General features: G+C 61.2%; 18 protein-coding genes. 9 read left to right on the plus strand and 9 right to left on the minus strand.

Annotated features, from left to right (window positions below):
• The first annotated feature begins 205 nt into the window (after window positions 1-205).
• Window positions 206-610 carry a YybH family protein gene (locus tag ACYU70_RS22255; RefSeq protein ID WP_342299352.1) on the plus strand — a complete coding sequence of 135 codons (405 nt, stop codon included), beginning with the start codon at window positions 206-208 and terminating at the stop codon, window positions 608-610.
• Here ACYU70_RS22255 and feoB read toward each other — a convergent pair.
• Together feoB and ACYU70_RS22265 are read right to left on the minus strand one after the other, a co-directional pair.
• A complete protein-coding gene (feoB, locus tag ACYU70_RS22260; protein WP_342299351.1) occupies window positions 607-2,727 on the minus strand; it encodes a ferrous iron transport protein B in 2,121 nt (706 codons plus the stop codon). The two genes, ACYU70_RS22255 and feoB, sit on opposite strands and share 4 nt — an antisense overlap.
• Window positions 2,728-2,785: 58 nt before the next feature.
• Window positions 2,786-3,064, minus strand: coding sequence for a FeoA family protein (locus tag ACYU70_RS22265; protein WP_342299349.1), 279 nt, complete (start codon window positions 3,062-3,064; stop codon window positions 2,786-2,788).
• Between the two features lie 223 nt (window positions 3,065-3,287).
• On the opposite strand from ACYU70_RS22265, the gene ACYU70_RS22270 reads away from it, so the two are divergent.
• The gene (locus ACYU70_RS22270) at window positions 3,288-4,187 is read left to right on the plus strand and encodes a carboxypeptidase-like regulatory domain-containing protein (RefSeq protein WP_342299347.1); all 900 of its coding nucleotides are present in this window, start codon (window positions 3,288-3,290) and stop codon (window positions 4,185-4,187) included.
• Between the two features lie 124 nt (window positions 4,188-4,311).
• Here ACYU70_RS22270 and ACYU70_RS22275 read toward each other — a convergent pair whose 3' ends face one another.
• Both ACYU70_RS22275 and ACYU70_RS22280 read right to left on the minus strand, forming a co-directional pair.
• Window positions 4,312-5,643: an alpha/beta hydrolase family protein gene (locus ACYU70_RS22275; protein ID WP_460616134.1), complete on the minus strand. Its 1,332-nt coding sequence runs from the start codon at window positions 5,641-5,643 to the stop codon at window positions 4,312-4,314.
• 426 nt (window positions 5,644-6,069) lie between these two features.
• Complete coding sequence (locus tag ACYU70_RS22280; RefSeq protein ID WP_342299344.1) at window positions 6,070-6,687, minus strand: OmpA family protein; 618 nt, start codon at window positions 6,685-6,687, stop codon at window positions 6,070-6,072.
• 302 nt (window positions 6,688-6,989) lie between these two features.
• On the opposite strand from ACYU70_RS22280, the gene ACYU70_RS22285 reads away from it, so the two are divergent.
• Window positions 6,990-7,886, plus strand: a complete 897-nt coding sequence (locus ACYU70_RS22285; RefSeq protein WP_342299343.1) for a carboxypeptidase-like regulatory domain-containing protein — start codon at window positions 6,990-6,992, stop codon at window positions 7,884-7,886.
• 115 nt (window positions 7,887-8,001) lie between these two features.
• On the opposite strand, the gene ACYU70_RS22290 is transcribed toward ACYU70_RS22285, so the two are convergent.
• Both ACYU70_RS22290 and ACYU70_RS22295 read right to left on the minus strand, forming a co-directional pair.
• Entirely contained in the window at window positions 8,002-9,435 is a 1,434-nt protein-coding gene (locus ACYU70_RS22290; RefSeq protein WP_460616135.1) for an alpha/beta hydrolase family protein, read from the minus strand.
• Between the two features lie 240 nt (window positions 9,436-9,675).
• Window positions 9,676-12,225 (minus strand): bifunctional UDP-N-acetylmuramoyl-tripeptide:D-alanyl-D-alanine ligase/alanine racemase, encoded by a 2,550-nt coding sequence (locus tag ACYU70_RS22295; RefSeq protein WP_342299339.1) that lies wholly within the window; start codon window positions 12,223-12,225, stop codon window positions 9,676-9,678.
• Between the two features lie 199 nt (window positions 12,226-12,424).
• Here ACYU70_RS22295 and ACYU70_RS22300 point away from each other — a divergent pair, with 199 nt between their 5' ends.
• The 4 genes from ACYU70_RS22300 to ACYU70_RS22315 all read left to right on the plus strand — a co-directional run bounded on the left by ACYU70_RS22300 (window position 12,425) and on the right by ACYU70_RS22315 (window position 19,251).
• Window positions 12,425-13,873 carry a M16 family metallopeptidase gene (locus ACYU70_RS22300; protein WP_342299337.1) on the plus strand — a complete coding sequence of 483 codons (1,449 nt, stop codon included), beginning with the start codon at window positions 12,425-12,427 and terminating at the stop codon, window positions 13,871-13,873.
• 21 nt (window positions 13,874-13,894) lie between these two features.
• Window positions 13,895-15,391 carry a M16 family metallopeptidase gene (locus ACYU70_RS22305; RefSeq protein ID WP_342299335.1) on the plus strand — a complete coding sequence of 499 codons (1,497 nt, stop codon included), beginning with the start codon at window positions 13,895-13,897 and terminating at the stop codon, window positions 15,389-15,391.
• A 392-nt stretch (window positions 15,392-15,783) separates the two neighbouring features.
• Complete coding sequence (locus ACYU70_RS22310; RefSeq protein ID WP_342299333.1) at window positions 15,784-17,781, plus strand: ATP-binding protein; 1,998 nt, start codon at window positions 15,784-15,786, stop codon at window positions 17,779-17,781.
• Window positions 17,782-17,811: 30 nt separating this feature from the next.
• Window positions 17,812-19,251 carry an amidohydrolase family protein gene (locus tag ACYU70_RS22315; protein WP_342299332.1) on the plus strand — a complete coding sequence of 480 codons (1,440 nt, stop codon included), beginning with the start codon at window positions 17,812-17,814 and terminating at the stop codon, window positions 19,249-19,251.
• Here the strand turns inward: ACYU70_RS22315 and ACYU70_RS22320 are convergent.
• Window positions 19,248-21,893 (minus strand): DUF5686 and carboxypeptidase regulatory-like domain-containing protein, encoded by a 2,646-nt coding sequence (locus tag ACYU70_RS22320; RefSeq protein ID WP_342299330.1) that lies wholly within the window; start codon window positions 21,891-21,893, stop codon window positions 19,248-19,250. The genes ACYU70_RS22315 and ACYU70_RS22320 overlap by 4 nt on opposite strands.
• A gap of 189 nt (window positions 21,894-22,082) precedes the next feature.
• Here ACYU70_RS22320 and ACYU70_RS22325 point away from each other — a divergent pair, with 189 nt between their 5' ends.
• Window positions 22,083-22,589 (plus strand): regulatory protein RecX, encoded by a 507-nt coding sequence (locus ACYU70_RS22325; RefSeq protein ID WP_342299328.1) that lies wholly within the window; start codon window positions 22,083-22,085, stop codon window positions 22,587-22,589.
• A gap of 131 nt (window positions 22,590-22,720) precedes the next feature.
• On the opposite strand, the gene ACYU70_RS22330 is transcribed toward ACYU70_RS22325, so the two are convergent.
• Window positions 22,721-23,356, minus strand: coding sequence for a DUF4230 domain-containing protein (locus ACYU70_RS22330; protein WP_342299327.1), 636 nt, complete (start codon window positions 23,354-23,356; stop codon window positions 22,721-22,723).
• A gap of 65 nt (window positions 23,357-23,421) precedes the next feature.
• Here ACYU70_RS22330 and ACYU70_RS22335 point away from each other — a divergent pair, with 65 nt between their 5' ends.
• Complete coding sequence (locus ACYU70_RS22335; protein WP_342299326.1) at window positions 23,422-24,591, plus strand: glycosyltransferase family 39 protein; 1,170 nt, start codon at window positions 23,422-23,424, stop codon at window positions 24,589-24,591.
• Here the strand turns inward: ACYU70_RS22335 and ACYU70_RS22340 are convergent.
• Window positions 24,588-25,508: a 1-aminocyclopropane-1-carboxylate deaminase/D-cysteine desulfhydrase gene (locus ACYU70_RS22340; protein WP_342299325.1), complete on the minus strand. Its 921-nt coding sequence runs from the start codon at window positions 25,506-25,508 to the stop codon at window positions 24,588-24,590. The genes ACYU70_RS22335 and ACYU70_RS22340 overlap by 4 nt on opposite strands.
• Window positions 25,509-25,572 lie beyond the last annotated feature (64 nt).

Genomic DNA, 25,572 nt, shown 5'->3' on the forward strand with positions numbered 1-25,572 from the left:
AATAAACATTATCAATTCCATACATTCTTAAAAAGTGTCCATTTATGAACATCCGGCCCTAAACCGGACACCTGCTCACTACTTCCTTTTCAAAACCTGCGCAGGGAGACATCTCACTGATGCTACCCGATAAATTAGCCGAATCAGCTAATTTTTACAAATAAATCTATATATTGTATAAACAATCACCAAAAAGCCATTCCATATGATTGCCACCGCGACTCCCGTAGCCGCCGAAATCCGGCGCGCTAACGACCTTTTTGAAGCCAATTTCGAGCGGAGCGATGCCGCTGCCATCGCCAGCCTCTACACGCCCAATGGCGTGCTGCTCCCCACGGGCATGGACGCAATCCAGGGTACGGCGGGCATTCAGGCCTTTTGGGAAGGCGCTATGGGCATGGGCATCAAGCAAGTGCAGCTGCACACCGAAGAAGTGGAAGAAATGGCCGATACCGCCATCGAGCTAGGCCACTACACGCTGCTTGGCCCCAATGCCCAACCCATAGACCAGGGCAAATACCTCGTGGTCTGGAAACATCAGCAGGGCCAATGGAAGCTGCACCAAGACATTTGGAACAGCAGCCTGCCCGCTCCCACGCCCGCTTCCTAGGCCAAGACCTGGTACACCACAAACGCCGCCGCGTAAGCAAGCCCGGTCATGTACACGAGTTGCGCCAGCGGCCAGCGCCAGTTCTTGGTTTCGCGGTAAGTCACGGCCAGCGTGCTCATACATTGCATGGCAAATACGTAGAACACCAACAGTGAAAACGCCCGCGCCGGCGTGAAAAACGGCTGCCCGGCCGCGTCTTTTTCGGCGCTGAGCTTCTGTTGCAGCGTGCCCATATCGGCGTCCTGCCCCACGCTGTAGATGGTCGAAATGGTGCCCACAAACACCTCCCGCGCCGCAAACGAGGTGAGCAGCGCGATGCCAATTTTCCAGTCGTAGCCCAGCGGGCGGATGGCCGGCTCCAGCACATGGCCGAATTTCCCGGCGTAGGAAGTTTCCAGTCGCGCCGAGGCCACCTGCCGGCTGGTTTCAGCTGCGTCCCAGCCACGCGTTGTGGCTTCTCGCCGCACCTGCGCTTCAGCCGCTTGCTGCTGCTGGCCGGGGCCGTAGCTGGCCAGCACCCACAGCAGCACCGAAATGGCCACAATCACCCGGCCCGCCTGCAACACAAACGCACTCACCTTCTGATAGATGGTGAGGCCCACGTTTTTCCAGCGCGGCCACTGGTACACCGGAAATTCCATGATGAAGTAGCTCCGCTCCCGCGCCTTCAGCAGCTTCTTCAAGGCCCAGGCCGAGCCCAGCGCCGAGAACAGCCCAAGCAGATACAGCGACATCAGGGCCACGCCGCGCAGGTTGAAAATGCCCCACGCGGCCTGGTCTGGCACCACCAGCGCCACAAGCACCGTGTACACCGGAATGCGCGCCGAGCACGACATGAGCGGCGTCACGAAAATCGTAATCATTCGGTCTTTCCAGCTCTCAATCACCCGCGCCCCCATGATGGCCGGCACCGCGCAGGCCAGCCCCGAAATCAGCGGTACCACACTCTTTCCGCTCAGTCCGAACGGCCGCATCAGCTTGTCCATCAAAAAGGTAACGCGGGCCATATACCCCGTTTCCTCCAGCACCGCTAGGAAGCCAAACAGCAGCGCAATCTGCGGAATGAACACCAGCACGCCGCCCAGCCCGGCCAGCACGCCCTCCGTCAGCAGCCGCACCAGCGGCCCCGAGAAGTTGGCCTGAATGGCCGCACTCAGCCCCGAAATCCCCTGGTCAATCCAGTCCATCGGGTACTGCGCCCAGGCAAAAATGGCCTGAAACAGTAGGAACAGAATGCTCAGAAAAATCAGATAGCCGCCCACCCGGTGCGTCAGTACCTTGTCAATTCGGTTGCTTATCGGCTCACGCTTTTCCGTCCGCACCACCGTCACCGTTTCCAGCAGAATCTCGTTGATGCGCCCGTAGCGCCCGATGGTTTCGGCCGCCTGCGCGGCCGTGGCATTAAACCCCGCCTGCTGCGTAAGCTCCTGAATATGGGCCTTTTCCTCGGCCGTCAGAAAACCAATCTGCCGGTACTGCTGGGCATAGTGCAGCGCTAGGTAGTCGTTGTGCAGGTTGAAGTAATAGCGAATCTGGCGCACCAGCGGCAGCAGCTTTTCATCCGGCTCCCAGAAGCGCACCGGCGGCGCGTCCAGCCGCTGGGCCATCACAATCTTAAGGGCCGCCACGCCAATGCCCTTCCGGGCGTTCATCGGAATAATAGGCACGCCCAATTCCCGCTCCAGCGCCGGCAAATCAATGTTCACACCGTGGCGTTCGGCCACATCCATCATATTGAGCGCCAGCACCGCCGGCAGCCCCAGGTCGCCGAGCTGCGTGAACAGCAACAGGCTGCGGCGCAGGTTGTTGGCATCCACCGTCACCACCACGAAATCGGGGTAATTATCGGCCGCTTTATCATAAAGCAAATCCGTAATCACCTTCTCATCCAGGCTCTTAGGGTAGAGCGAATAGGTGCCCGGCAGGTCAATAATCTCGGCCCGCTGGGTGGGCGTGAGCTGCGCCACGCCGGTTTTGCGGTCCACCGTCACGCCGGGGAAGTTGCCTACTTTCTGATTGAGGCCGGTGAGTTGGTTAAACAGCGACGTTTTACCGCTATTCGGGTTGCCGATGAGGGCAATGCGCAGGGGCCGGGCGCCGGCCTCGGGGCCGGGCACCGGCGCTGCAATTGCTGCTGTTGTTGAATTACTTACTGTGGCCGCCATCGCGCATCTGCTATTCCTTCAGCAAAATGGTAGCTGCCTCACTGGCCCGCACCGACAGCGTATATTCCTGGTCGCCCAGCACCAGCATCAGCGGGTCGCCGAGGGGCGCGCGACCGCTCAGGCGCACCTGCACGCCGGGCACGCAGCCCATTTCCAGCAGTTTCAAGGCCATTTCGGGGTCTTCGAGGCAGCAGATGGTGCCAGTTTCGCCTATGCGCAAGTCCTTGGCAGTGCGCCGGGTAGCGGTGCTAATGACGGCCTTTTGCGGGGAACGACGAAATAATGACACGGGCGTTGAGCGGGCTAAACCTTATTTAGAAAGAATACAAACAAAGGTACGCCACTAAATGCTTTTCGGCCCATTGCCTTTTTTTTGACGGCCAACAATCCCCTTGTGTCGGCCTCACGTGCCTTCCAACCAGCGTTTTGGATTATTCGGTTGCATCTGCTAATAATTTCTGATAACTTTCGGCGTTGGATTTTGTAATTTTGTTCGGTCTATACCGCCTACTATGTCTACACGCCTACCACTTATAGCACTATTTTTAGCCTTTGCTGCAACCTCCGGTTGGGCCCAGCAAATTCAGATAAAAGGGGTAATCGTTGATAAAGACACGAAAGAGCCGCTGCCATTCACGTCTATCGGCCTGAAAAGCGAGCAAATCGGCGCTCTTAGCAACGAGCACGGCCAGTTCATTGTGCCCGCTCCCACCAAGAATGCCGACGACTCCCTCATTGTGGTGGCGCTGGGCTATGCACGGCGCGCCGTGCTGGTGAAGCGCGGCGCTGCTCTGCCCAACCTCACCATTGAAGTGCCCAAGCGGGCCGTCGAGCTCAGCAACGTGGTGGTGAAGGCCGGCAAGGTGAAGAACCTGGGCCTGGGAGCCCGCTCCAACGACCCCGGCGAGGGCATGATTCAGGGCCTGCCGGGCTCGCAGTACGCTTTTTTCGTGAAGAACGACAAGCAGAAACGGCTCGGCAATGTGCGCACCGTGTCCTTCTACATCGGCGAAAATGGCTTTCCGCGTGAGCCCTTCCGCGTACGCCTCTACAAGGCCGACGGCAACTACAACGCCCCCAACACCGACCTGCTCACCGAAAACGTGGTGGTATCGGCCCCACAAGGCGGCCAGTGGTACACCGTCGACCTCACGCCCTACAACATTATGGCCCCCGAGGAAGGCTTCTTCGTGGCCATGGAGTGGGTAGTAAGCGGCGATAAGTTCTTCGCCACCAACTTCATGGACGATTACACGCCCTACGGCCAGATTATGCGTCCCACCTTCGAGTTCAAGGAAAGCCGCACCTGGAACTACTCCATCGGCAAGGGCTGGAGCCTCATCACGGCCGCTAACAGCCAGGGCCTGCGCTACAACGCTATGATTAAGGCCGAGGTTGACATGATTAAGTAACTACAATCACCTGCCTATCAGCCATTCAGCTCGACAATACACTGCAAGCACCATGCTATATCAAAAAAGGCCCTGCTGGTAGCAGGGCCTTTTTTGATATAGCATGGTGCTTGCAGTGTATCTATCAGTGGTCGGCCTTACTAGTGGGCTGCTTCTTCGCATCCAGGCTCACCAGCCATTCCCGGATGGTTTCCTGCGCCACGGGCGAAAACAGGGGTTTCATCTCGCCGTTCATCAGCGTCCACTCGGTTTTTGGGGGCTGAAACAGGTGGTTCACGCCCGGCAGGCGCTTCACGGTGACGTTATGGTTCACGCTTTTCAGCTCTTTTTCCAGTGCGACCAAATGCAGGTCGGCGGGAGCCTCAGCATCGTCGGTACCGCTGAGCAGCAGCACGGGGCAGCGCACTTGGTCGAGGTCGGCAATGGGGTCGAAGGACAGGAAGTACCGCCGCCAGGGCGTGAGCAGCTGGGCGGCCGCCGCCTGGGCCGCCTGGGGCTCCAGCGTGGGCTGGTCCTGCCGCAATATGTTGCTCACAATGGCCTGCGACTGCGGCGGATTGGTTTGCCGGATGATGTCGTACATCGTCCGCTTGCGCTCGTAAGCCGCCTGGATTTCCAGCGGGGCCACTTTTTTGGCCCGTTGCTCGTCAACTAATTGTTGCAGCAGGGTTTGCTCGCCGGGCAGGCCATAGCCCGCCAGCGCCACCACAAAGGCCGGCGGCAAGGGCTGGCCGGCCGCCAGCAAGGCCACGTTGGCCCCTTCGCCGTGGCCTAGCACGCCGATGCGGTTGATATTGATTTCCAAGCGCGCCCGCAGGAAGTTCACGGCAGCCTGCACGTCGCTCACCAGCATGGCCGTAGTGGCGGCGCTGGTGCTGCCGCCGCTCTGGCCCACGCCCCGGTCGTCGTAGCGCAGCACAGCGATGCCACGCCGGGTAAGGTAGTCGGCCAACGAGCCCATCAGGTGGTAGTTGCCCACGGTACCGTCGCGGTCCTGGGCACCGATGTCGCTCACCATCACCACAGCCGGGAAGGGCCCCGGGCCGGCGGGCACGGTCAGCATGCCGGCAAAATTGAGGCGGGCCGAGGGGTTGTTGAACACCACTTCTTCTTCGCGATAGGGCGGGGCCAAGCGCGTGCCCTGGCCCGTAACGGAGGGCATGGGCGAATGCAGCAGCCGCACCGCCGACTTCACCCCCGCCTGCGTCCAGACCCCGTTCAGTTCGCGGCGCACCGTGTCGAGGCGGGCGGCGTAGCGGCTGCCGGCGGCCGGCATCCACAGCAGCACTGAGTCGCCGCGCACGGTCACCTCCGTCACCATGCGGCTCACCTTCTGGGCAGGCACATCAAGGGCGGCAAAATACTTGCCACCCGCCAGCGGAATCACACTGATGGTCAAATCCAGGTTGCCACCCAACACTGGGAGCTTACCCTTCCACAGGCCTCCCAAGGGCAAACGGCTCTGGGGAGCCCGCACGGTGGCCCGGCCCAAAACGGCACTCGTTATCCCCAACAACAGAAGAACGCATAGTAAACTTCTTCTCATTCTATAAAAACTTAACTGGACTTATGGCCCCGAAAGATAAGCATTAGCATACTGTATATAGTAAATTCATTTACTCAGTATTGGAACCCGAATCCTTAAAACAGCAATACAAAATAACAGATAAATATTTGCACTGTAGTGCTACTGCTGCAATATGAGGCGTTATCAACATTGCCGCAAAACGCCCTGTTATGGTTCAGCTTTATTCCTATCCGCTCTTACTCAGGGCTATATTATTAAAATCAAAAAAAGCCCCTGCGATATACCGCAGGGGCTTTTTGGTTTGCATATCGTGGGCATCAGCAACCTAAGCCGACGGCCACGCTACTGGGCTGCTTATTTGGTGCGAACCGCGATTTCTACCCGGCGGTTTTCTTGGCGGCCGGCGGCTGTGGCGTTCGTGGCGGCGGGCATGGCTTCGCCCATCGGCTCCACGCTCACGCGGGTGGCGGCAATGTTGCCGTTGGCGACCAGATAGTTCTTCACGGCCTCGGCGCGCTTCGCGCTCAAGTCCTTGTTGTAGCTTTTGTCGCCGCGCGAGTCGGCAAAACCCATCACGCGCACCTGGCTGGCGTTGTAGCGCTGGTTGATGGAGCCGGTGACTTGCTTCAGAGCTTCGGCGGCGCCGGGCTTGATGTCGGCTTTGTCGGTATCGAACAGCACTTTTTCGTCGACGCTGTACACGTTATAGGTGCTGTCGCCGCGCACCGACACGCCGGGCAGGGTGATTTCTTTGAATTTTACGTCGGCCAGCTTGGCTTTGCCCATATCCCAGGCATTGTCGACGGCGGCACCGGCGGAGTTGGCCACATCGGCCACTGTTTTCCCATCGCGGGCCATCACGGCCGTGTCCTGGCCGGCTTCGCCGAGTTGGTCTTTGGTTTCAGAATGTTTGGTTTCACAGCTAGCCAGCAGTGTAGCAACTGCCAACAGGGAAAAGAAGGATTTTTTCATGAAATGAAGTGGGTAAGTTCTGGAAAACGATTCCGGTCCCAATACGGGGAAGCATTCAGTAATGTTAATTTTTTTATTTTTCCATTTGCCGGACGTATTATTACCGGGTTCCTTCAAAAGCGTCCAGCGCAGTCCGATGGGGTTGTACAGCAATAAAATCAGACTCCCGCGGTTACGCAGAGAAAAAAAAATTACATATAGCGCGCTAATACGTGCCTTGTAGAAGAAAGGATGTTACCAGAGTGACTCAAAATTTGTAAATTTGCCAGACTACAACCCATTATAAATTATTTTTGGCGATGATGAAACGCATACCTTTTCTCGCTCTGGTCTTTCTGTTGCTGTTGCCGGCGCTGAGCTGGGCGCAGGAAAACCGCATTACGGGCCGCGTCGTGGATGCCAAAACCAAGGACCCGGTTCCGTTCGCTTCCATCGGTTTGCGCGAAGAGGGCACCGGGGCGCTCACGAACGAATACGGTTATTTCCAGTTGGCCGGTCTCGAAAAAACCAGCCAAGACTCCCTTATCGTGATGACGCTCGGCTACGAGCGCAGCGCCGTATTTATCAAGCGTGGCAGCACCGAAGACCTCATCATCGAGCTGAAAAAGCGCGTGATTGAGCTGTCGAACGTGACCGTGAAGGGCGGCAAGCTCAAAAACCTGGAGCTGGGCTCGAAGTCGAACAACCCCGGCGAGGGCATGATTCAGGGCCTGCCGGGCTCGCAGTACGCTTTCTTCGTGAAGAACGACAAGCAGAAGAAGCTCGGCAACGTACGCACCGTGTCCTTCTACATTGGTGAGAACGGTTTCCCGCGTGAGCCATTCCGTGTTCGTATCTATAAGGCCGACGGCAACTACAACGCCCCCAATACCGACCTGCTCACCGAGAACGTGGTAGTGTCGGCCGCCCGGGGCGGCGAGTGGTACACCATCGACCTGAGCACCTACAACATCCCGGCACCCGAGGAAGGCTTTTTCGTAGCCATGGAGTGGATTGTGGGCGGTGATAAGTTCTACACCACCAACTTCATGGACAACTACACGCCCTATGGCCAGATTATGCGTCCCACCTTCGAATACAAGGAAAGCCGCACCTGGAGCTACACCATCGGCAAGGGCTGGAACCTGCTGACGCTGGCCAACGGCCAGGGCCGCCGCTACAACGCCATGATTAAGGCCGAGGTTGATATGATTAAGTAGTAATGCAAGCGGGCTGAGTGATTCAGCTCGACAGCGCATTAGCCAATAAAAAAGGCCCTGCTCATCAGCAGGGCCTTTTTTATTGGCTGTATTGATTGGACAAGCCAAGCAGGCTTTACTTCTTGGACTGGGCTACAATCCATTCCCGAATGGTTTCCTCGGCTTCGGGCGAGAAGTTGGGCTGGGGCTGGCCGTTGATAACCGGCCACTTAGACGGGTCGGGCTGGAAGAGGTGATTGACGCCCACCAGCTTCTTGGCCGTGATGTTCTTGTTGTTTTTCAGGCCTTTGGTGAGGGCCGTCATGTTGGCGTCGGCGTTGATGGTGAGGTCGGAGGTGCCATTGAGCAACAGCACGGGGCAATTGACGGCCGGCAGCTTATCGACTGGGTTGAAAGCCAGGAAGTAGCGGTAGCGGGCCGAAGTCATTTCGGCGGCGCTGGCCTGGGCCGTGGCGTTGTCGATGGCGGCGTTGTTCTGCTTCAGCATATTGGCCACGATGGCCTGAGCCTGGGCATTGTCGGTGGTCTGACGGATGATTTCGAGCATGGCCTGCTGGCGCTTGGTAGCGGCTTCAATCTGAGCGCCTTCGGTGCCCAGGGTGCGCAGCGTGGTGGCCTGTTGCTGCACCACAATGTCGCGGCCGGGCAGGCCGTAGGCGGCCAGCGTGACTACAAAAGCGGGGGGCAAGGGCTGAGCGGCAGCCAGCAAGGCTACGTTGCCACCCTCGCCGTGGCCCACCAGGCCCAAGTGCGACAGGTCGATTTCGGGGCGGGTGCGCAGGAAATTTAGGCCGGCTTGGGCATCGGTCACCAGGTCTTCGGTAGTGACGGCGGGGGTGCCGCCGGACTTGCCCACGCCCCGGTCATCGAAACGGAGCACGGCCACGCCGCGGCGGGTGAGGTAGTCGGCCAACTGGCCCAGCGGGGCGAAATCGCCCACGGTGCCGTCGCGGTCGTGCGGGCCGCTGTCGCTGAGCAGTACCACGGCCGGGAACGGCCCCGGACCAGCCGGAATTGTGAGCATGCCGCTGAGGCGGGCATTCACGGCGAGGTTGCTGAACGTGGCTTCTTCCTCGCGGTAGGGCGGGGTGAGGCGCACGTTTTTGGCATTCATGGCCGGCAGGGCACTGAACGTGAGCGTCATCGGCACTTTGAAGCCGGGCGACTGCCAGGTGCCGGCCATCTGCTTGCCATCGGCCGAGACACGGCCCACGAAGCGGGTGGCGGCTTCTTCGGCGTACAGGCGCACGGTGTCGCCTTTGATTTCAGTCTTCACGTTCATGCGGCTCACTTTCTGGAGCGGTACATCGAGGGTGCAGAAGTATTCGCCGCCGGTGAGTTTCACGAAGCGGAAGATGACTTCGAGCTGGCCGCCGGGCACTTTAAGCGGGCCTTTCCAGAGGCCATCGAGGGGCGGCACATCGGTGGCGGCAGCGGCCACGGGAGCGGGCGTTTGAGCCTGAGAATCAGCATGCGCAGAAACCGCCAGGGCCAAGCAGAAAAAGGCACCGCTGACGAAGCGAAGAGGAAAGAACGTATTGGTTTTCATATTACTAAAGAGCATCACAAAGCTCTGGGCTACCCCAAAGGTATTCCGGGCGCATTACACCAGATGTAAAGTAGCAAAATAAATACCTTGCCAACATTACGCGCACGGACCTCAGCACAAAAAAATATCATATTTCGGCGTTGGACCAAGCATTTTGCCGGCTGAATTTGGCTGACTTACAGGGCAAAATCAGCAACTTATGCACGTTGGCAGAGCCCTCAAGTCACTGAATCGCAACGCTTATTCGCTCACGAATACCCGTTTCACCCGCTCGCTCACGTTGGTGAGCAGCTCGTAGGCGATGGTACCGATGCGGCCGGCCAGCTCCGGCAATGGCAGGCCTTCGCCGAAGACCAGGGCCACATCGCCGGCCCGGGCGGCCGGGATATTTGTCACGTCCACCATGCACATATCCATGCACACCGAGCCCACCAGTGGGGCTGCCTGGCCGTGGATGAGCACCGTGCCCGTGCCGTTGCCGAAGCGGCGGTCGTAGCCATCAGCGTAGCCAATGGCCAGCGTGGCGATGCGGCGCTCGGTGGCGGCGGCCGTGCCCCGGCGGCCGTAGCCCACGGTGAAGCCGGCGGGCAGGGTTTTAATCTGGGAAATGGTGGTGCGCAGCTGGCTCACGGGGCGCAGGGTGGCGGGGTCGGCGGTGTTGCTGGCATCCACGCCGTAGAGGCCGATGCCGAGGCGCACCATGTCGAACTGCGCCTCCGGGAAGCGCAGGATGCCGGCCGAGTTCAGAGCGTGCTTGAGCACAGGATGGCCCAGGGCGGCTTCCAGAGCGGTGGTCATGCGGCGGAAGGCTGCCAACTGCTCGTGGGTGAAATCGTCGTGGCCGGGGTCGTCGGCGGCGGCGAGGTGGGTCATCATGCTGGCCACGGGCAGGCGGGTGGCGTGCTGGCGCAGGCGGGCGGCCAAGGCCGGCAGGTCGGCTTCGTCGAAGCCGAGGCGGCGCATACCGGTATCGAGCTTGAGGTGGATTTTGGGGGCGGGCAGCGCGTTTTCGGTGGGAATATCGAAGGTGGCAAGGTACTCGTCCAGCATTTCGAAGGAGTAGATTTCGGGCTCCAGGCGGTAGCGGCGGAGGGCTTCGAAGGCATCGGGGGCGGCGTTCATCACCATGATGGGCAGGCTGATTCCGGCTTCGCGCAGGGCGATGCCTTCGTCGGCGTAGGCCACGGCGAGGTAGTCGGCCCGCTGAAATTCGAGCAGGCTGGCCACTTCGTAGGAGCCCGCGCCGTAGGCGAAGGCTTTCACCATCACCATGAGCTTGGTGCCGGGGTTCAGCTGGCGGCGGTAGTGCTGGAGGTTGTGGCTGAGGGCGTCGAGGTTGACTTCGAGCACCGTGCCGTGCTGCTGGGCCTGTAAGGCGGCCACGATGCGCTCGAACCCAAAGCGGCGCGCTCCTTTAATAAGGATGGTTTCGTGGGCGAAATCCGTAGGGTTGAGTTGGGCGAGGAAGGCTTCGGTGGTGGGGAAGAATTCGGTTGAGAGCTGGTTGGCTGGTTCGTTGGACTCAATGCTTAAAGCGCCAACCCTTAACTGAGAAATCTCCTCTCCAATGCCCACCAGCCGGCTCACGCCGGCCGCCGGCAGCAGGGCGGCCACGCGGGCATATAGCTCCGGGCTTCTCAGGCCCGATTCCAGCACATCGCTGAGAATGAGGGTGCGGCGACCGGGGCGGCTCTGGCGGGCCAGGGCATTGAGGGCCAGGGCCAGGCCGGCGAGGTCGTTATTATAAGTATCGTCGAGCAGGTAGGAATCGTGGCGGCCTAGCTTCATTTCCAGGCGCATGGCCACGGGGTGCAGGCGCAGCAGGCGGCGCTGAATCTCGGCAGGCTCTACCTGCCGGTGCAGCAGCACGGCCAAGCAGTGCAGCGCGTTTTCGATGGAGGGCTCGTCGGCGAAGGGCAGCGTGAAGGCGGCGCTGAGGCCGGTGGCGGGGTAGTCGGCGTGCAGACGGGTGGTGTGGGCGGGGCTGGCTTCGGTGGTGAAGCGCAGGTCGGCGGGTTGCTGGGGCAGGCGCGTCCAGCAGAAGGTCGGGATTTGCTGTGCGGCCACGGCTGTGCGCACCATTGGCTGGTCGGCGCAGTAGAATAAGCGCTGGAAACCCGGACCCTGAAACAGCTGCAGCTTCTCCCGCAGCTTCTGTTCTTCGGAGGCAAAGCCGGCGTCGTGGGCCGTGCCCAGATTGGTAAAAATGCCTTCGGTGGGTTGGATGATGTGGGCCAGCCGGGCCATCTCCCCTACTTCGGAAATGCCGGCTTCAAAAATCCCCACCGTGTGGCGCGCGGGGTTCAACTCCCACACACTTAGCGGCACGCCCACCTGCGAGTTGTAGGAGCGCGGCGAGCGACAGATATCCTCATCTGGGCTCAGGAGCTGGGCCAGCCACTCCTTCACGATAGTCTTGCCATTGGAACCGGTGATGCCGATGACCGTGCCGTGAAATTCGGCGCGGTGGGCGGCGGCCAGCGCTTGCAAGGCCGCCAGTGGGCTGGCTACGGCCAGGATGCCGGCCCCGGCATAAGCGGCCAGGCCGCCGGGCAGGGCCGCATTTTCTTCCACAATAAACTGGCGCACGCCTTGGGCGTAGAGGTCGGGCAGGTAGCGGTGACCGTTGTGGCTGGGGCCGCGCAGGGCGAAGAACACGGCCCCGGCGGGCGGGCCCACGCGGCGGCTATCGAGCAGCAGGTGGCGCACTTCGGCCGAGGCATCGGCGGGGGCTTGCAGCAGGTGGCCGGATACGCGGGCGGGCAGGTCGAGGAAGCGGGGGAAGAGCATGATGGGGCAAAGGTCCGGCAAAAAACGGTGCGGGCTTTCGGCAGTGGCTTTTCAGCTGATGGCGAACAACCCCTGGCGCAAACGCGGCATCTGTGCGGCAGAAGCCATTAGCCGCCGGTTGGCAGCAAGGCATTACCAGCTTTTGCTCAATATTTTGTAAATCGAATCCACTTTACTCCCATTTCACACCTTTTCACCTATGAGACAGTTTAATAATCTCGGCCTTAGGCTGCTGGGGCTGCCGGCCGCCGCGCTGGCACTGGGGGCGTGCAGCCACCAAGCCACGTCGGTAGTCACGGCCCCGGCCGCGCCCAGCGCCGCTCCCACTGCGATGGCCGCCCCCACGCCGGCCGGGCCCGCCTTTGAGATTCCGGTGGAGTACTACACGCTGCCGAATGGGCTGCGGGTGGTGCTCTCGCCCGACCACACCGCGCCCACGGCCACGGTGGCGGCGTACTACGCGGTGGGCTTCCGGACGGAGCCGCGCAACCGGACGGGCTTTGCCCATTTGTTTGAGCACCTGATGTTTCAGGGTTCGCAGAACCTGGGCAAGGCCGAGTTTATTCAGCTGATTCAGAAGAACGGCGGGGCATTGAACGGCTCGACGCGGTTCGATTTCACGAACTACTTTGAAGTGGTGCCGAGCAATAAACTGGAAACCATTCTGTGGGCCGAGGCCGACCGGATGCGCGGGCTGGCCATCAACCAAAGCAACCTGACCAACCAGCAGGGCGTGGTAAAAAGCGAGGTGCGCGTGAACGTACTCAACCAGCCCTACGGCGGCTTTCCGTGGCTGGATATGCCGCAGAAGGCCAACAAGAACTGGAACAACGCGCACAATTTCTACGGCGATTTGAAGGACCTCGACGCGGCCAACCTGGCTGATACCAAGGACTTTTTCAAAACCTACTACGCCCCCAACAACGCTGTGCTGGCCGTGGTGGGCGACTTTGAGCCTGCCGAAGCCAAGGCCTGGGTGCAGAAATACTACGGCAATATTCCCAGCGCCCCGCAGCCGCCCAAGCCCGACCTTACGGAGCCGCGCCAGGAACAGGAACAGCGGTTTTCGAAGGACGACAAGCTGGCCAACAAGCCGGCGCTGGCCTTCGCCTACCACATGCCCGAGCGCAACACGCCCGAGTATTATGCGCTGGTGATGCTGGACCAGATTCTGCTGCAAGGCAACGACAGCCGCCTCTACCAGGCGCTGGTGCAGAAACGCGGCTACTCCGACGGCGTGAGCGGCGGCATCAATTCGGACCTCGGCAACCAGTTCAACTACAACGGCCCGATGCTGTGGATGGGCAGCCTCGTGTACGACCCCAGCGTGCAGGCCGACTCGGTGGTGGGCGTGCTCGACCAGGAAATTAACCGCTTGGCCAAAACCGGCATCGACCAGGCCACGCTGGATTTGGCGATGGTGAAAATCCGCTCTGCTTTTTATGACCAGGTGAGCGGGTCCGACAACTTTGGGCGGGCCGATTTGCTGGCGGCGTTTGCGCTGTTTGATAACGACCCGGCGCGCATCAACCGCATCGAGAGCGAGTTCCGCAAGGTGACGCCTGAACTGATGCAGAAGACCATCAAGGAATACCTGCGGCCCGGCAACCGCACCATTCTCACCGTCAACCCGCTGGCCAAGAGCTAGCCTTCCCTCCTACTCATCGCCATGAACAAGCTGATTATCGGGCTGCTCAGTGCCGCCCTTGTTGCTACGGCTGCGCCGGGAGCGCAGGCCCAGAAAGCCCCAGCCAAATCCAAACCAACAGCCAAACCCACCACCGCGCGGGCCGCCAGCGTGGCCAAAGCCGTGGCCGCCGCCAACGCTACGGCTGCGCCCAAGCAGACGCCCCCGCCCGGCAGCGCCCCGCGCGACTTTGCCCTGCCCGCCAAGGAAGAATTCACCCTCGATAATGGCCTGAAGGCGCGGCTGGTGCCCTACGGCCAAGTCCCCAAAGTGACCATGATGGTGGCCATTCAGGCCGGCAACGTGCACGAAGCCGCCAACGAAGTGGCCGTGGCCGACCTGCTGGCCAAGCTTTTGCAAGAAGGAACCCCGAGCATGACGGCCACCCAACTGGCCGAGAAAGTGGCACGCATGGGCGGCTCGCTCAGTATTTCGGCGGGGGCCGACCAGACTACGCTCTGGGCCAGTTGCCTGAGCGAGTACGCGCCGCAGCTGGCCGCCCTCCTGGCCGAGGTGGTGATGAATCCGGCACTGCCGGCCTCGGAGCTGCCCCGCCTCAAAGCCGACCTGAAGCGCCAGATGAACCTGGCTCGCTCCTACCCCGGCACCCAGGCCCGCCAGAAATACTCGGCCGCCATCTACGGCAGCCACCCGTATGGCCGCCCGCTGCCGACCGATGCCCAGCTCGATGCGCTGACGCTGGAAATGGTGCAGAACTTCTACAAAAACCAATACGGAGCCCAGCGCATCAGCGTGTACGCGGCCGGGCGCTTTGATAGCCCTGCTCTGCGCCAGGCCATTACCAGTGCGTGGAAAGACTTCACCAAAGGCCCGGCCCCGCTCATCGAGGTAGCCAAGCCGCTGACGCGGGGCGATGTGCTGACCCAGGACCGGCCCAACGCGCCGCAGTCCACCATCGTGGTGGGCCTGCCGGTCATCGACCCCACAAACCCCGATTTCATCCGCCTGCGGGTGATGAACTCGCTGCTCGGCGGCTCGTTTGGCTCGCGCATTACGCGCAACATCCGGGAAGACAAGGGCTACACGTATTCGCCCTACAGCTACGTGGAAACCCACTACCGCACCGGCAACTGGAGCGAAAACGCCGACGTGACCACCGCCGACACCTATAACTCGCTGCGCGAAATCATGAACGAAGTGGAGCGCCTGCAAAAGACGCCGCCCACCGCCGAGGAGCTGAAAGGCATTCAGAACTACGAGGGCGGCATGTTTGTGCTGCGCAACTCCAACCCCGGCGGCATCATTGGCCAGCTCAACACCCTCGACCTCCACGGCCTGCCCGAAACCTACCTCACCGAGCAAGTCAAAAACATCAACGCCGTGACGCCCCAGCAGGTGAGCGAAACCGCTCGCAAGTACGTGCGGCCGGAAGCCATGACCATTGTGGTGGTGGGCGATAAAAAGCAGATTGACCCGCAGCTGAAGAAGTTTCAGGAGACGCGCAAGAAGCCGATGTAGCGCGGTAGCACAGCACTGAGTACAACGCGCTGACAATAAAATTCAAAAGGCCGTTTCGATTGCTCGAAACGGCCTTTTTCATGTCTCACTCCAATAATCTGCACGACCAATCAAGCCATTGCCAAGCCCTGGCGCGCACTGCGCGGCACCATTGCGGCAAGCTTGGCAGCCGAAAAATTTGTTGGCATTATATTTATTTTCAACACATTATGCCCTATTAAAAAATTCCTCGGATACTTCTGCAGACTATTTTGTTTTCAATTTAATCGGCAAGCCGACTATCTCGGTTTTTACGTAACTACCTGCAATTCGCAAGCCGTCCTAGCGTTCCTCTCCCAGCCCGGGGCTTGCAAGCCTTTCGTCCTTTCCGCTTCCTTCTTTCCGCTCCTCCAATGCCTGTTCCGGCCGCACGCCTGCTGCTGCTATTTGTGTGGCTATCCCTCGCTGGCTGGGGGCATTATGCCCGCGCCCAAAGCCCAGCTACCGATAGCCTGCGGCGCATCCTGGCTCACACCCCGGCCGACTCGGCCCGGGTGCTGCTGCTCCTAGAGCTGGGCCGCACCTACCGGGCCTCGCAGCCCGATTCGACCATGTACCTGGCTCAGGAGGCTTGGCAGCTCTCGCGCCGATTGAATTTTGACAAGGGCCGGGGCCGTGCCCAGGGCATGATTGGCATGGTGCTGCGCGAGCGCGGCGAGCTGCCCCAGGCCTACGCCAATCAGTCAATCGCCCTCCAGCTCAGCCGTCAAAGCCACGACCTGGAAGGTGAAGCCTACAACCTAAACTGCCTGGGCAATATCAGCCTCGATTTGCGCCAGTACCCTCAGGCCATCAGGTACTACCGGGCTTCGGAAGGGCTGTACCGCCGCCTGCACCGGCTGCCGTGGGTGGCGGGCACCCTCACCAACTTGGGCAGTTGCTATGAGAAGCTCAATCAACTCGATTCGGCGCTGGCCCTCCAGCAGCGGGCCGAAAGGCTCCTTGCCCAAAACCTGCGGCCCCGGCTGGCCGTGGCGCTGGCCCTGCGCAACATGGGCATGGTGCAGGCCCGTCTGGGCCACTACCCGGAGGCATTTGCCTACTACCGCCGCGCCTTGCACGAAACCCAGGCTACCAACGACTTGCGCAACCGGGCCATGGCGCACTACCACATGGCTCTGCTGTTTGAGCAGTTGCACCAGCCCGATTCGAGCCTGCTGCACGCCCGCGATGCCTTGCACCAGGCCCAGGCCGTCTCATATCGCCTCACGGTGATGGATGCCGGGGCGCTGCTGGCGCGGCTTTATAAGGCCCGCCACCGCCCGGACAGTGCCTTTTATTACCAGAGCCTGGCGGGGGTGGCGCGCGACAGCCTTTTTGGCCCCGAGAAGTTTCGGCAGCTGGAATTACTGGCTTTCACTGAGCAGCAGCAGCAGCTCCGGCAGCGGGCGGCGCAGGAGCAGCAAACCGCCAGCTACCAGCGCGCCGGCCTGCTAAGCTTGTTGGGGGTGGTGCTAACGGTAGCGCTGGTGCTGGGCTGGGCCAACCGCCGCCAGCGCCGCGCCAATCGCCTCCTGAACGAGCGCAACGCCCAGATTGAAGCCCAACGCAACGCTCTGGACGAGGCCCTGACCGAGGTGCGCGCCATCCAGACACAGCTGGTGGCAGCCGAGAAATGGGCATTTGTGGGAGAACTTTCGGCCGGTATTGCCAATGAACTGCAGAACCCGCTGGCCTTCATGCGCAAGTTTGCCGACGTGAGCGTGGGCCTGCTAAACCACGACGGCACGGCTCAGCCCGAAGGCCTGGAGCAGCAGATACTGGACGGCTTGAAGCAGAATCTGCACGAAATCAGCGCGCACGGACAGCGAGCCTCGGCCATCATCGCCGATATGCTGGCCCACGCCCGCCCCGGCCCCCGGCAGCCCGTGCCCACCGACCTCAACGCCCTGGTGGCCGAAAACCTGCGCCTGGCCTACCAGGGCGCGCCGGCCCAGGAAATCACGCCCGCCGTGGAGCTCGAAACCCATTTCGACCCGGCCGTGGGTACCGTGGCCGCCGTGCCCCAGGAATTGGGTCGGGCACTGCTCAACCTGTTTGCCAATGCCTTTTATGCGGTGCGGCAGCACCAGCACACCAGCGGCCCCGGCTTTCAGCCCCAGGTGAGCGTACAGACGCGCCGCGTGGGCGAATGGATAGAAGTAGAAATATACGACAACGGCTTCGGCATCGCGGCCAGCGTGGCGGAGCGGGTGTTTCAGCCCTTCTTCACCACCAAGCCGGCCGGCGATGGCACCGGTCTGGGCCTGTCGCTGGCGTATGATATTATTACGAAGGGCCACCAGGGCACGCTGACCGTCGAAACGCAGGAAGGAAAATTCACCCGGTTCACGGTGCGCCTGCCGGGCTAACTTTGCCGGCCCTGTTTGTCACCGCCCGCAATGAAATTGTCCCGAGTTGTTTTTGGTTTGCTGGCGGCCGCGCTGCTTACTACCTGCGCCCGCCGCCCCACTAAGCTGGAGATTTACGACGTGGTTATCAACCATGTGACCATCGTGGACGTGCGCACGGGCCAGCTCACGCCCAACCAGGTGGTGGCCATCGCGAAGGGCAAAATCGTGAGCGTGCAGCTGGCCGACAAAGACAGCTACGCCGCCCGGCAGTACGTGAACGGCAACGGCCGCTACCTGATACCGGGCCTCTGGGACATGCACGTGCACTTTCGGGGTGGCGACAGCCTGGCCGCCGCCAATAAAAAAAGCCTGACGCTGTTTCTGGCCCACGGCATCACGACGGTGCGCGACGCGGGTGGCGACCTCACCCCGAGCATTTTCCAGTGGCGGCGCGACATGGACGCGGGCCGGCTGGCCGGGCCGCGCATCTTCACATCCGGCCCCAAAATTGACGGGCCGGGCGCCTATTGGCCGGGCTCATTGGAAGTCGAAACCAAAGCCCAAATCAGCAAGGCGCTCGACTCATTGCAGCGGCTAAAGGTGGACTACGTGAAGATTTACGACAGCAAGATTTCGGGCGCGGCCTACCTCGAAACCATTCGGCAGGCCCAGCGGCGCGGCCTGAAAACCACCGGCCACATGCCCTACTCCGTGAAGCTGAGCGACGCCGTGAAACGCGGCCTCGATGCGACGGAGCACTTGTACTACGTGTTCAAAGCCTGCTCCGGCAAAGAAGACAGCCTCACTACGCTGGTGCGCAACAGCCTGAGCACGAGCAAGCCGCTGGGCCTGTTTGCCACGCTGCCCGCCGTGTACGACACCTACAGCCCGGCGGCGGCAGCCCGCATTTTCGCCCTCATGGCCAAGCGCCACATGGCCGCCGTGCCCACGCTCTACATCGGCAAAACGCTGACCGAGCTGCCCGAAAACGACCATGCCCGCGATACCCTCCTGGCCTATATCGACCCCAAGATTCAGTCCACCTATCAGCGCCGCCTCACCAACGCCCGCGTGCAGCCGCTGGCCAGCCAGAACTTCAGCAAGAATCTGGAAGCCAAGTTCATGAGCATGATTCCGGCCATGCAGGCGGCTGGCGTCACGCTACTGGCCGGCTCCGATAGCGGCCCGTTCAACTCGTTCATTTACCCCGGGGCCTCGCTCCAGGAAGAGGTGATTTTGCTGGTGAAAGCCGGCCTCACGCCGCTCCAGGCGCTGCAAGCCGCTACCCTCAACGGGGCCCGCTTCATGGGCGTGGCCGAGCAAACCGTGGCCATTGCCCCCGGCAAGGACGCTGATTTGGTGCTCCTGACCGCCAACCCCTTGGAAGACATCGCCAACATCAAAAAAATCGATGCCGTGATTTCGCGGGGCAAAGCCTATCCGGCCGCCGCGCTGGCGAATATGATACGGGCAATCCGCAACCGCTAGAAACCCACGCCTATCCGCACGCCCGTGCCCAGCCGCTCCCCGCTTTGCAGGGCCGTGTAGAAATCAACCCGCAGCACTTTCAGGATGTGCTCCACACCCGCGCCCAGCTCCACGTAGTGGCCGGCTTGGGCGGTAGTGAGATAATTGAGCGAGGCCACTTCCTGCCATTTCAGCTTGCGGAAGAGCGGGACTTTGTTGAAGATAAAGCCGTTGAAGTGGTGGTCGTAATGGGCTTCGAGGTAGGTGTTGTTGGTGCTGAAGCGGTAGTAGTCCAGCAGCTGATAGTTGCTGAAGTTGCCGGCCAGGATGGTTTGGTTACCGGAAAAGTGGCGGTAGTCGATGAAGGTCATCCCCTCCTGTTTGCCCACGAATCCGCCCACGTTCACACGGAAATTACTGGTACCTAGCAGCCCCAGCGGCACGGCATCGCGCACGCCGGCTTGCAGCAGCAGGTAGCGCACATCGGCCCCCAGCGCGTGCGGGATGGCCAGCCGGCCCTGCACATTGAAAGTGGGCCACTTGGAGCCGAGGTTGAACCGGCCATCGGGCCGGCTGATGTAGCGCTGGCCGGGCTTGAAATCGGCCGAGAGCGCCACGGTGAGGATGCGGCTGCGGCCGAATCCGGTATCGGGCAGCTCGTCGCTCACGGGCCGGTTGGGGGTGAAGGCGCGGCCGGGCACGTCGTAGATGAGCCGGTCGGTGGTGTTGTACAGCTCGTGGCGGTCGAAGTAGGCGGCGGTGGTGAGCAGCGTGAGGCCCGTCAGCGGCTCGGTGAGGTAGCTGAGCTCGGCCCCGTCGCGGCGGTAGAGCTTGGCGTAATTGCGGTTGTCAAACAGCGTATAGAGCGTGTTGATGAGCGGCGTCACCTGCGAGTTTTTGTCGAAATTCTCGATGGTGCGGCCGGCTTTCAGGCCGATTTGCTGGCGGCGGGCCGGGTGCAGCTGCCAGCTGGCCTCCAGGCTGGGGTTCAGCTCGGTGCTGCTGAAACCGTAGCGCAGCACCGGCGTGATGCTGAAATTTCGCCGGTCGTCGGTGCGCTTGCGGAAGGTGGCCTGGGCGTTGAGCACGGCCCCTTCCACGGTGTTGTACTGAAAAATCTGCGACACCGGCAGCACGTAGAACGACGTTTTCTTGAAGCTATTGACGTGCGTGTAGCCGCCCAGCAGCAGGCTGATGGGCTCGAACTCGTTGCGCTTGCGGTCCATCGAATCCTGGTAGGGGCGTGAGCGGCGGATGACTTCGGTGCTGTCCTTGACGTGGTAATCCTTCTGTTCCTCGGCGGTGAGGGGCACCGGGCGCACGGCATCCCAGTAGGCCGAGTCGCGCTCGTTCACGCCTTTTTCCACCAGCTGCACCTCGCCGCGCGGCATCTGGGCGAAGATGTCGTTTTTGAGCGAGTCACGCTGGGCCTGTTTCACCTTCTTGCGCACCTGGGCGTTGAGGCCGCGCAGGTCGGGCTTGCGCTTGCGGATTTGGGCGGCGGTTTCCTGGCCTACGGGGGCATTTTTGCCCTCGGCCACCACGGGTGGCGCGGCCTTGGGTTCGGGCGGCGTGGGGTAAGTGGGCACCACGTTGGCGTAGTTGGAAAGCACGGCCGTGATATAGCCCGAACCTTTGAAACCCAAACCTGAAAGATTAGCGGTGACCTGCTGCGATTGGATGAGCCAGACGTTGGCATTGCCCGGCGCGGGTGCGTATTGCTGGGCCAGGTGCAGCTCGTCCACATAGTCGAGCTGGGCATCCTTATCCAGGTGCAAATCGACGGAATGGATGCGCCAGGAGCCGTCCACGATGTAAATGAAGCCCGCGAAAACGGGGTCCGTCCGGCGGCGCGGCAACACCCGGATTTTGTGCACCAGCACGCCGCCCTGCGGGGTACTGCCCACCAGCTCGTACTTGTAAAACAGCATGGCATTGCCCGCGATAGGCGACACGAACCCGCGCTCCGAAAACCCGGGATTTATCAGATTCTCATAGAAGCTCAGGTTGCGCCCCGCGCTGGCCCGGTTGAAGCTGATGCCCCGCGAGTCGCCGCTGATGCGGCTCGATAGCATCTTTTCCTTGATGATGTTGGGCTGCGTGAAGCTAAAATCGGACACGGTTTCGGAGAGGTAGAAAATGCCCTTTTTGATGTCCGGCCCCAGCTTGAACAGGCCCATGATTTTGGCCGGCGTGTCGGTGATGCGGCCCAGGGCTTTGATGTAGATGCGGGCGCGGTAAGCGGCCACCTCGCGCTTGTGGTAGGCCCGCCACTGCTGCGCTTCCTGGATGATGGCGTAGGCCGGGTCGCGGTCGGAGGACTTCACCAGCACCTCGCCCAGGTTGTAGGCCTCGGGCTGAAGCGTGACGTTGACGGTGAGCGTGGAGTCGCCGCCGGGCACACGCACGGGCTCGATGTGTTGCTTGTAGCCCACATACTGGAACACCAGCTCGTACTGCCCGGCCGGCAGCCGCAGCTGGAACTGGCCCTGCTCATTGGCCCCGGTGCTGGTGGCCGCGCCGCGCACGGCCACGTTGGCGAAGGCCAGGCCAGCCTTATCGGCCCCGCTCACCGTGCCCCGGATAACGCCGGCGCGGCTGAGGAATGGCGCACCGCTCAGCAGCAAGACGAATACAACCCAACGAAACAGTGTGCGTGACATACAACGGGCAAAAGGCAGAAAAAGGCCCGCACAAGTTACGGCCCTGCCCCTACTGATTCTCAGGCGCGCCAATGAGTTGCCCGGCCGCAGGCAAATATTCCATCGCGCCATCGAATATTTGCCTGCGGATTGGTAACGAAGCTCCTGATGCGTTGTTGAGTGTTACTTGCCTTTCGAAAGCCCCTCCGCATGTTCAAAAACCCCGACAAAGCCCCCAAACAATACACACCCGGCGAAGCCCTGCAAAAAATTGCCGCCTTCTGCGCCTATCAGGAGCGCACCCAAAAGGAAGTCGAGCAAAAGCTAAAATCCTACGGCCTAGACGAGGACGAGGCCGGCGAAATCATCATCCGCCTGAGCCGCGAAAAGCTGCTGGATGAGGAGCGGTTTGCCCAGGCATTCGTGCGCGGCCACTACCGCCAGAAGAAGTGGGGCCGCCGCCGCATCATGCAGGAATTGAAGCAGAAAGGCATCAGCGAATACTGCATCAAGTCGGGTATGAAGGAGATTGATGGCGAAGAGTATTACCAGAACCTGGTGGAGGTGATGGAGAAAAAGGACCGTCAGGAAAAGGAGAAAAATCCACGCGTGCGTCGCATGAAAATCTCGCAGTATCTGACGGGCAAAGGCTACGAGCAGGATTTGATAAAAATGGCGCTCGATGAGCTGGGCAAAGCGCCGGAAGATGACGAGTAGCACGTAGCGCGGATTCTGCGATTCCGCGTCTCGCCGCCACGCGGCAAATAATCGTTGTTGCCGTTGGGGTTATGCGCAGCCCCGCATTCGCCGCGTAGCGGCGAGACGCGGACTCGCAGAGTCCACGCTACTTACTGCTTAGCTCCCACCGCCGGCATCACCAATTGCTGCCCCACTATCACACGCCGCCCGGTTAGCGTGCGCAGCATGGGCACGAGAATCTGCTCGGCGTTGCGCTGGGTTTCGGCCAGGATTCCGGATTGCAGGGCGGCGTTGCGGACCTGCTTTTCGGCGTATTTGTAACCCTGGTCCACAAGGTCGGCATCCTGAAAAAAGCCGTTTTCGGTGCTGAATACGCGGCTTTGGTCGTGGTTCACCTGAAAGGAGCACAGTTCCGGCGCGGGCAGCACCACGCGCACGATAGAGTCGCCCTCGAACACGACATCCTGCGGGCGGATTTTGCGCAGGTCAAGGCAGCCCACGGCTTCGCCGCCCACCACGAGGGCTACTTTAGCATCGGGCAGCAACGGGTAGCGGCTGGCCCGGCGATACTCCACAATGTCCTTGAACTTGTAGCGCACCAGCTCCAGCTTGCCCAGGGCTTCGACCTGGGTGAGCACGGTGTTGTGCGTCACGGTGACTTTGGGCTCCGTATTCAGCGGGTTGAGGTCGGCGAGCGTGGGGCCAATTTTCTTCCAGAGAAACCACCCCAGCCCCACGAGAAACAACAGCGGCAACAGGCGGCGGACGAGGCGGACTAAATTCATATAGCGTAAAGTACGCAGGGCGCGGCGCGGCGTTGGGCCGGATGCTGGCCTAGCTTTGCAGGCTGATGCGCGTTCCGACTTCTTTTCGCTTGCTGGCCCAACGCTTGTGGCGGCATCACCCGGCGCTGCTGGCGGGGCTGTGGATTCTGGTGCAGCTGGTGTACCTGCGCAAGTTTCACGGGCCACGCTTCGCCAACGACAGCGGCCGTTACCTGGCCTACGCCGCCAATATTGCCGAGCGCGGCTACTTCGAGCCCGGCCACAACTTGCGCTACGTGCTCTACCCGCTATTCCAGAGCCTGTGGCTGCGGCTGGGCTTGGGCTGGTGGGGCATAGTGGCGGGCCAGATGGCTATTTCGGCGCTGGCTACGCGGGCCATTTACCGGGGCACGCGGCGGTTGAGTCACGGCCGGCGCGGCGCGGCAGCGCTGGCCACGCTTCTCTTCATTGCCTGGCCCGATATTCAGCCCTTTAACGTTTTCCTGCTTACCGAGTCGCTGTTTATAAGCTTGGTGGCGCTGTCATTCGGGGCCTTCACCAAGCTGCAAAGCGGCCAGCGGCAGGACTGGCTGTGGCTGATTATCGTATTAACCCTCACCGCCCTGGCCCGCCCCAACGGCTTTCTGGTAGCGCTGGCCGCTGCCCTGGCCGGCCTCGATGCCCTGCATCGTGCCCCCGACCGCCGGCCGTGGCGGGCGGCCCTGGTGGCCCTGGCGCTGCTCTCGCCCCTGCTCTGGGTGGCTCTCAACCACCAGCTCGCCACCTACTACCTGATGGACACCTACCAGCGCGGCGAGTTGATTTTCCGCTACCAGCTGTGGGCTGTGCACCAAGCCGCACCGCTCAATATGCCACCGCCCGGCACCGGCCCGGTGGCGCGGGTGGCGTATTTCGGCGCGCATAATCCGCTGTATCTGGGCCGGTTGATGCTGGGCAAGCTGTTCGTATTCGTCAGCTACCTCAAGCCGCACTACTCACTGGCGCACCGGGTTATCGGCGTGGTGGTGCTGTGGCCAGCCTACTGGCTGGCGGCGCGCGGCGCACGGCAGGCCAGCATCTGGCGGCCGGCACGGGTGTTTCTGGCGGCCATTTTCCTCCTGCAAACGGCCATCATAATGCTCACCGTCGATGACTGGGACGTGCGGTTTCTGGCCCCAGTGCTGACGGTGGTATTCGTGCTGGCTTCGCTGGAAATAGCCAACTGGTGGGCTGGCAAAAAGACGGCCACAGCTTAGCGCTTGCTCCCAAACCGCTCCTGCCACCCGGCCCAGGCCTGCTGCCCGCCGGTGTGAATAGCCACCACCGTGCTACCTCGCTGGAAATAGCCTTTCCCAATCAAATCCAGCACCCCAAACAGCAGCTTGCCAGTATAAATCGGGTCAAGCAACACGCCGTGCCGTTCCTGAAACTGCTGAATAAACACTAGTAGCTCCGCCGAGTATTTAGCGTAGCCACCAAAATGATAATCGGTCTGGAGCGAGTAGTTATCGAAGGCTTGTCCAGCCGTCGCCTGCGTCAGCGCATCGATTTCACTGCGCAGAAATTCGCCGTTCTTCAACGCCGCCACGCCCACCGCGTGGTGCTGGCCAGCCAGTCCGGTGAGCAGCCCCGCCAACGTGCCACCGGTACCCACGGCCACGGCCAGCGCATCAAAATCAACCTGCTGCCGGATTTCGGCTACCAGCTCGGCGCAGCCAGGCAGGGCCAGCGCATTCGTACCACCCTCGGGCAGCACGTAGGCTGGGCCGAAGCGGGCCAATTGCTCTGCGATAAACGCCGGCTCGCCCCGACGGTGGTATGCCGTGCGGTCGAGGTAATGCAGCTCCATGCCATCGGCGGCAGCCTGGGCCAGCGTAGGGTTGAGATTCTCCCCAACCGCTGGTTCATCGCCCCGAATCAGGCCAATGGTGCGGAAGCCCAGCAGCCGGCCAGCAGCCGCCACCGCCGCAATGTGGTTGGAGTACGCCCCGCCAAACGTGAGCAGCGTGTGGTGCCCCTGATGCCGCGCCGCCATCAGGTTATACTTGAGCTTACGGGCCTTATTGCCGGGCAGGTCCGGATTCACAAGGTCGTCGCGCCACAACAATAGTCGTACACCGTGAGCAGCGGCAACGGGCTCATCAAGCAGCTGAAGAAGAGACGAAGCAGGCATCGAAGCGGCGGTAAAATGAGAAAGGGGACTGGAAAAACAACCGTTTCCCCTATCCCCTTCCCTG

The sequence above is a fragment of the Hymenobacter segetis genome, assembly GCF_054776495.1.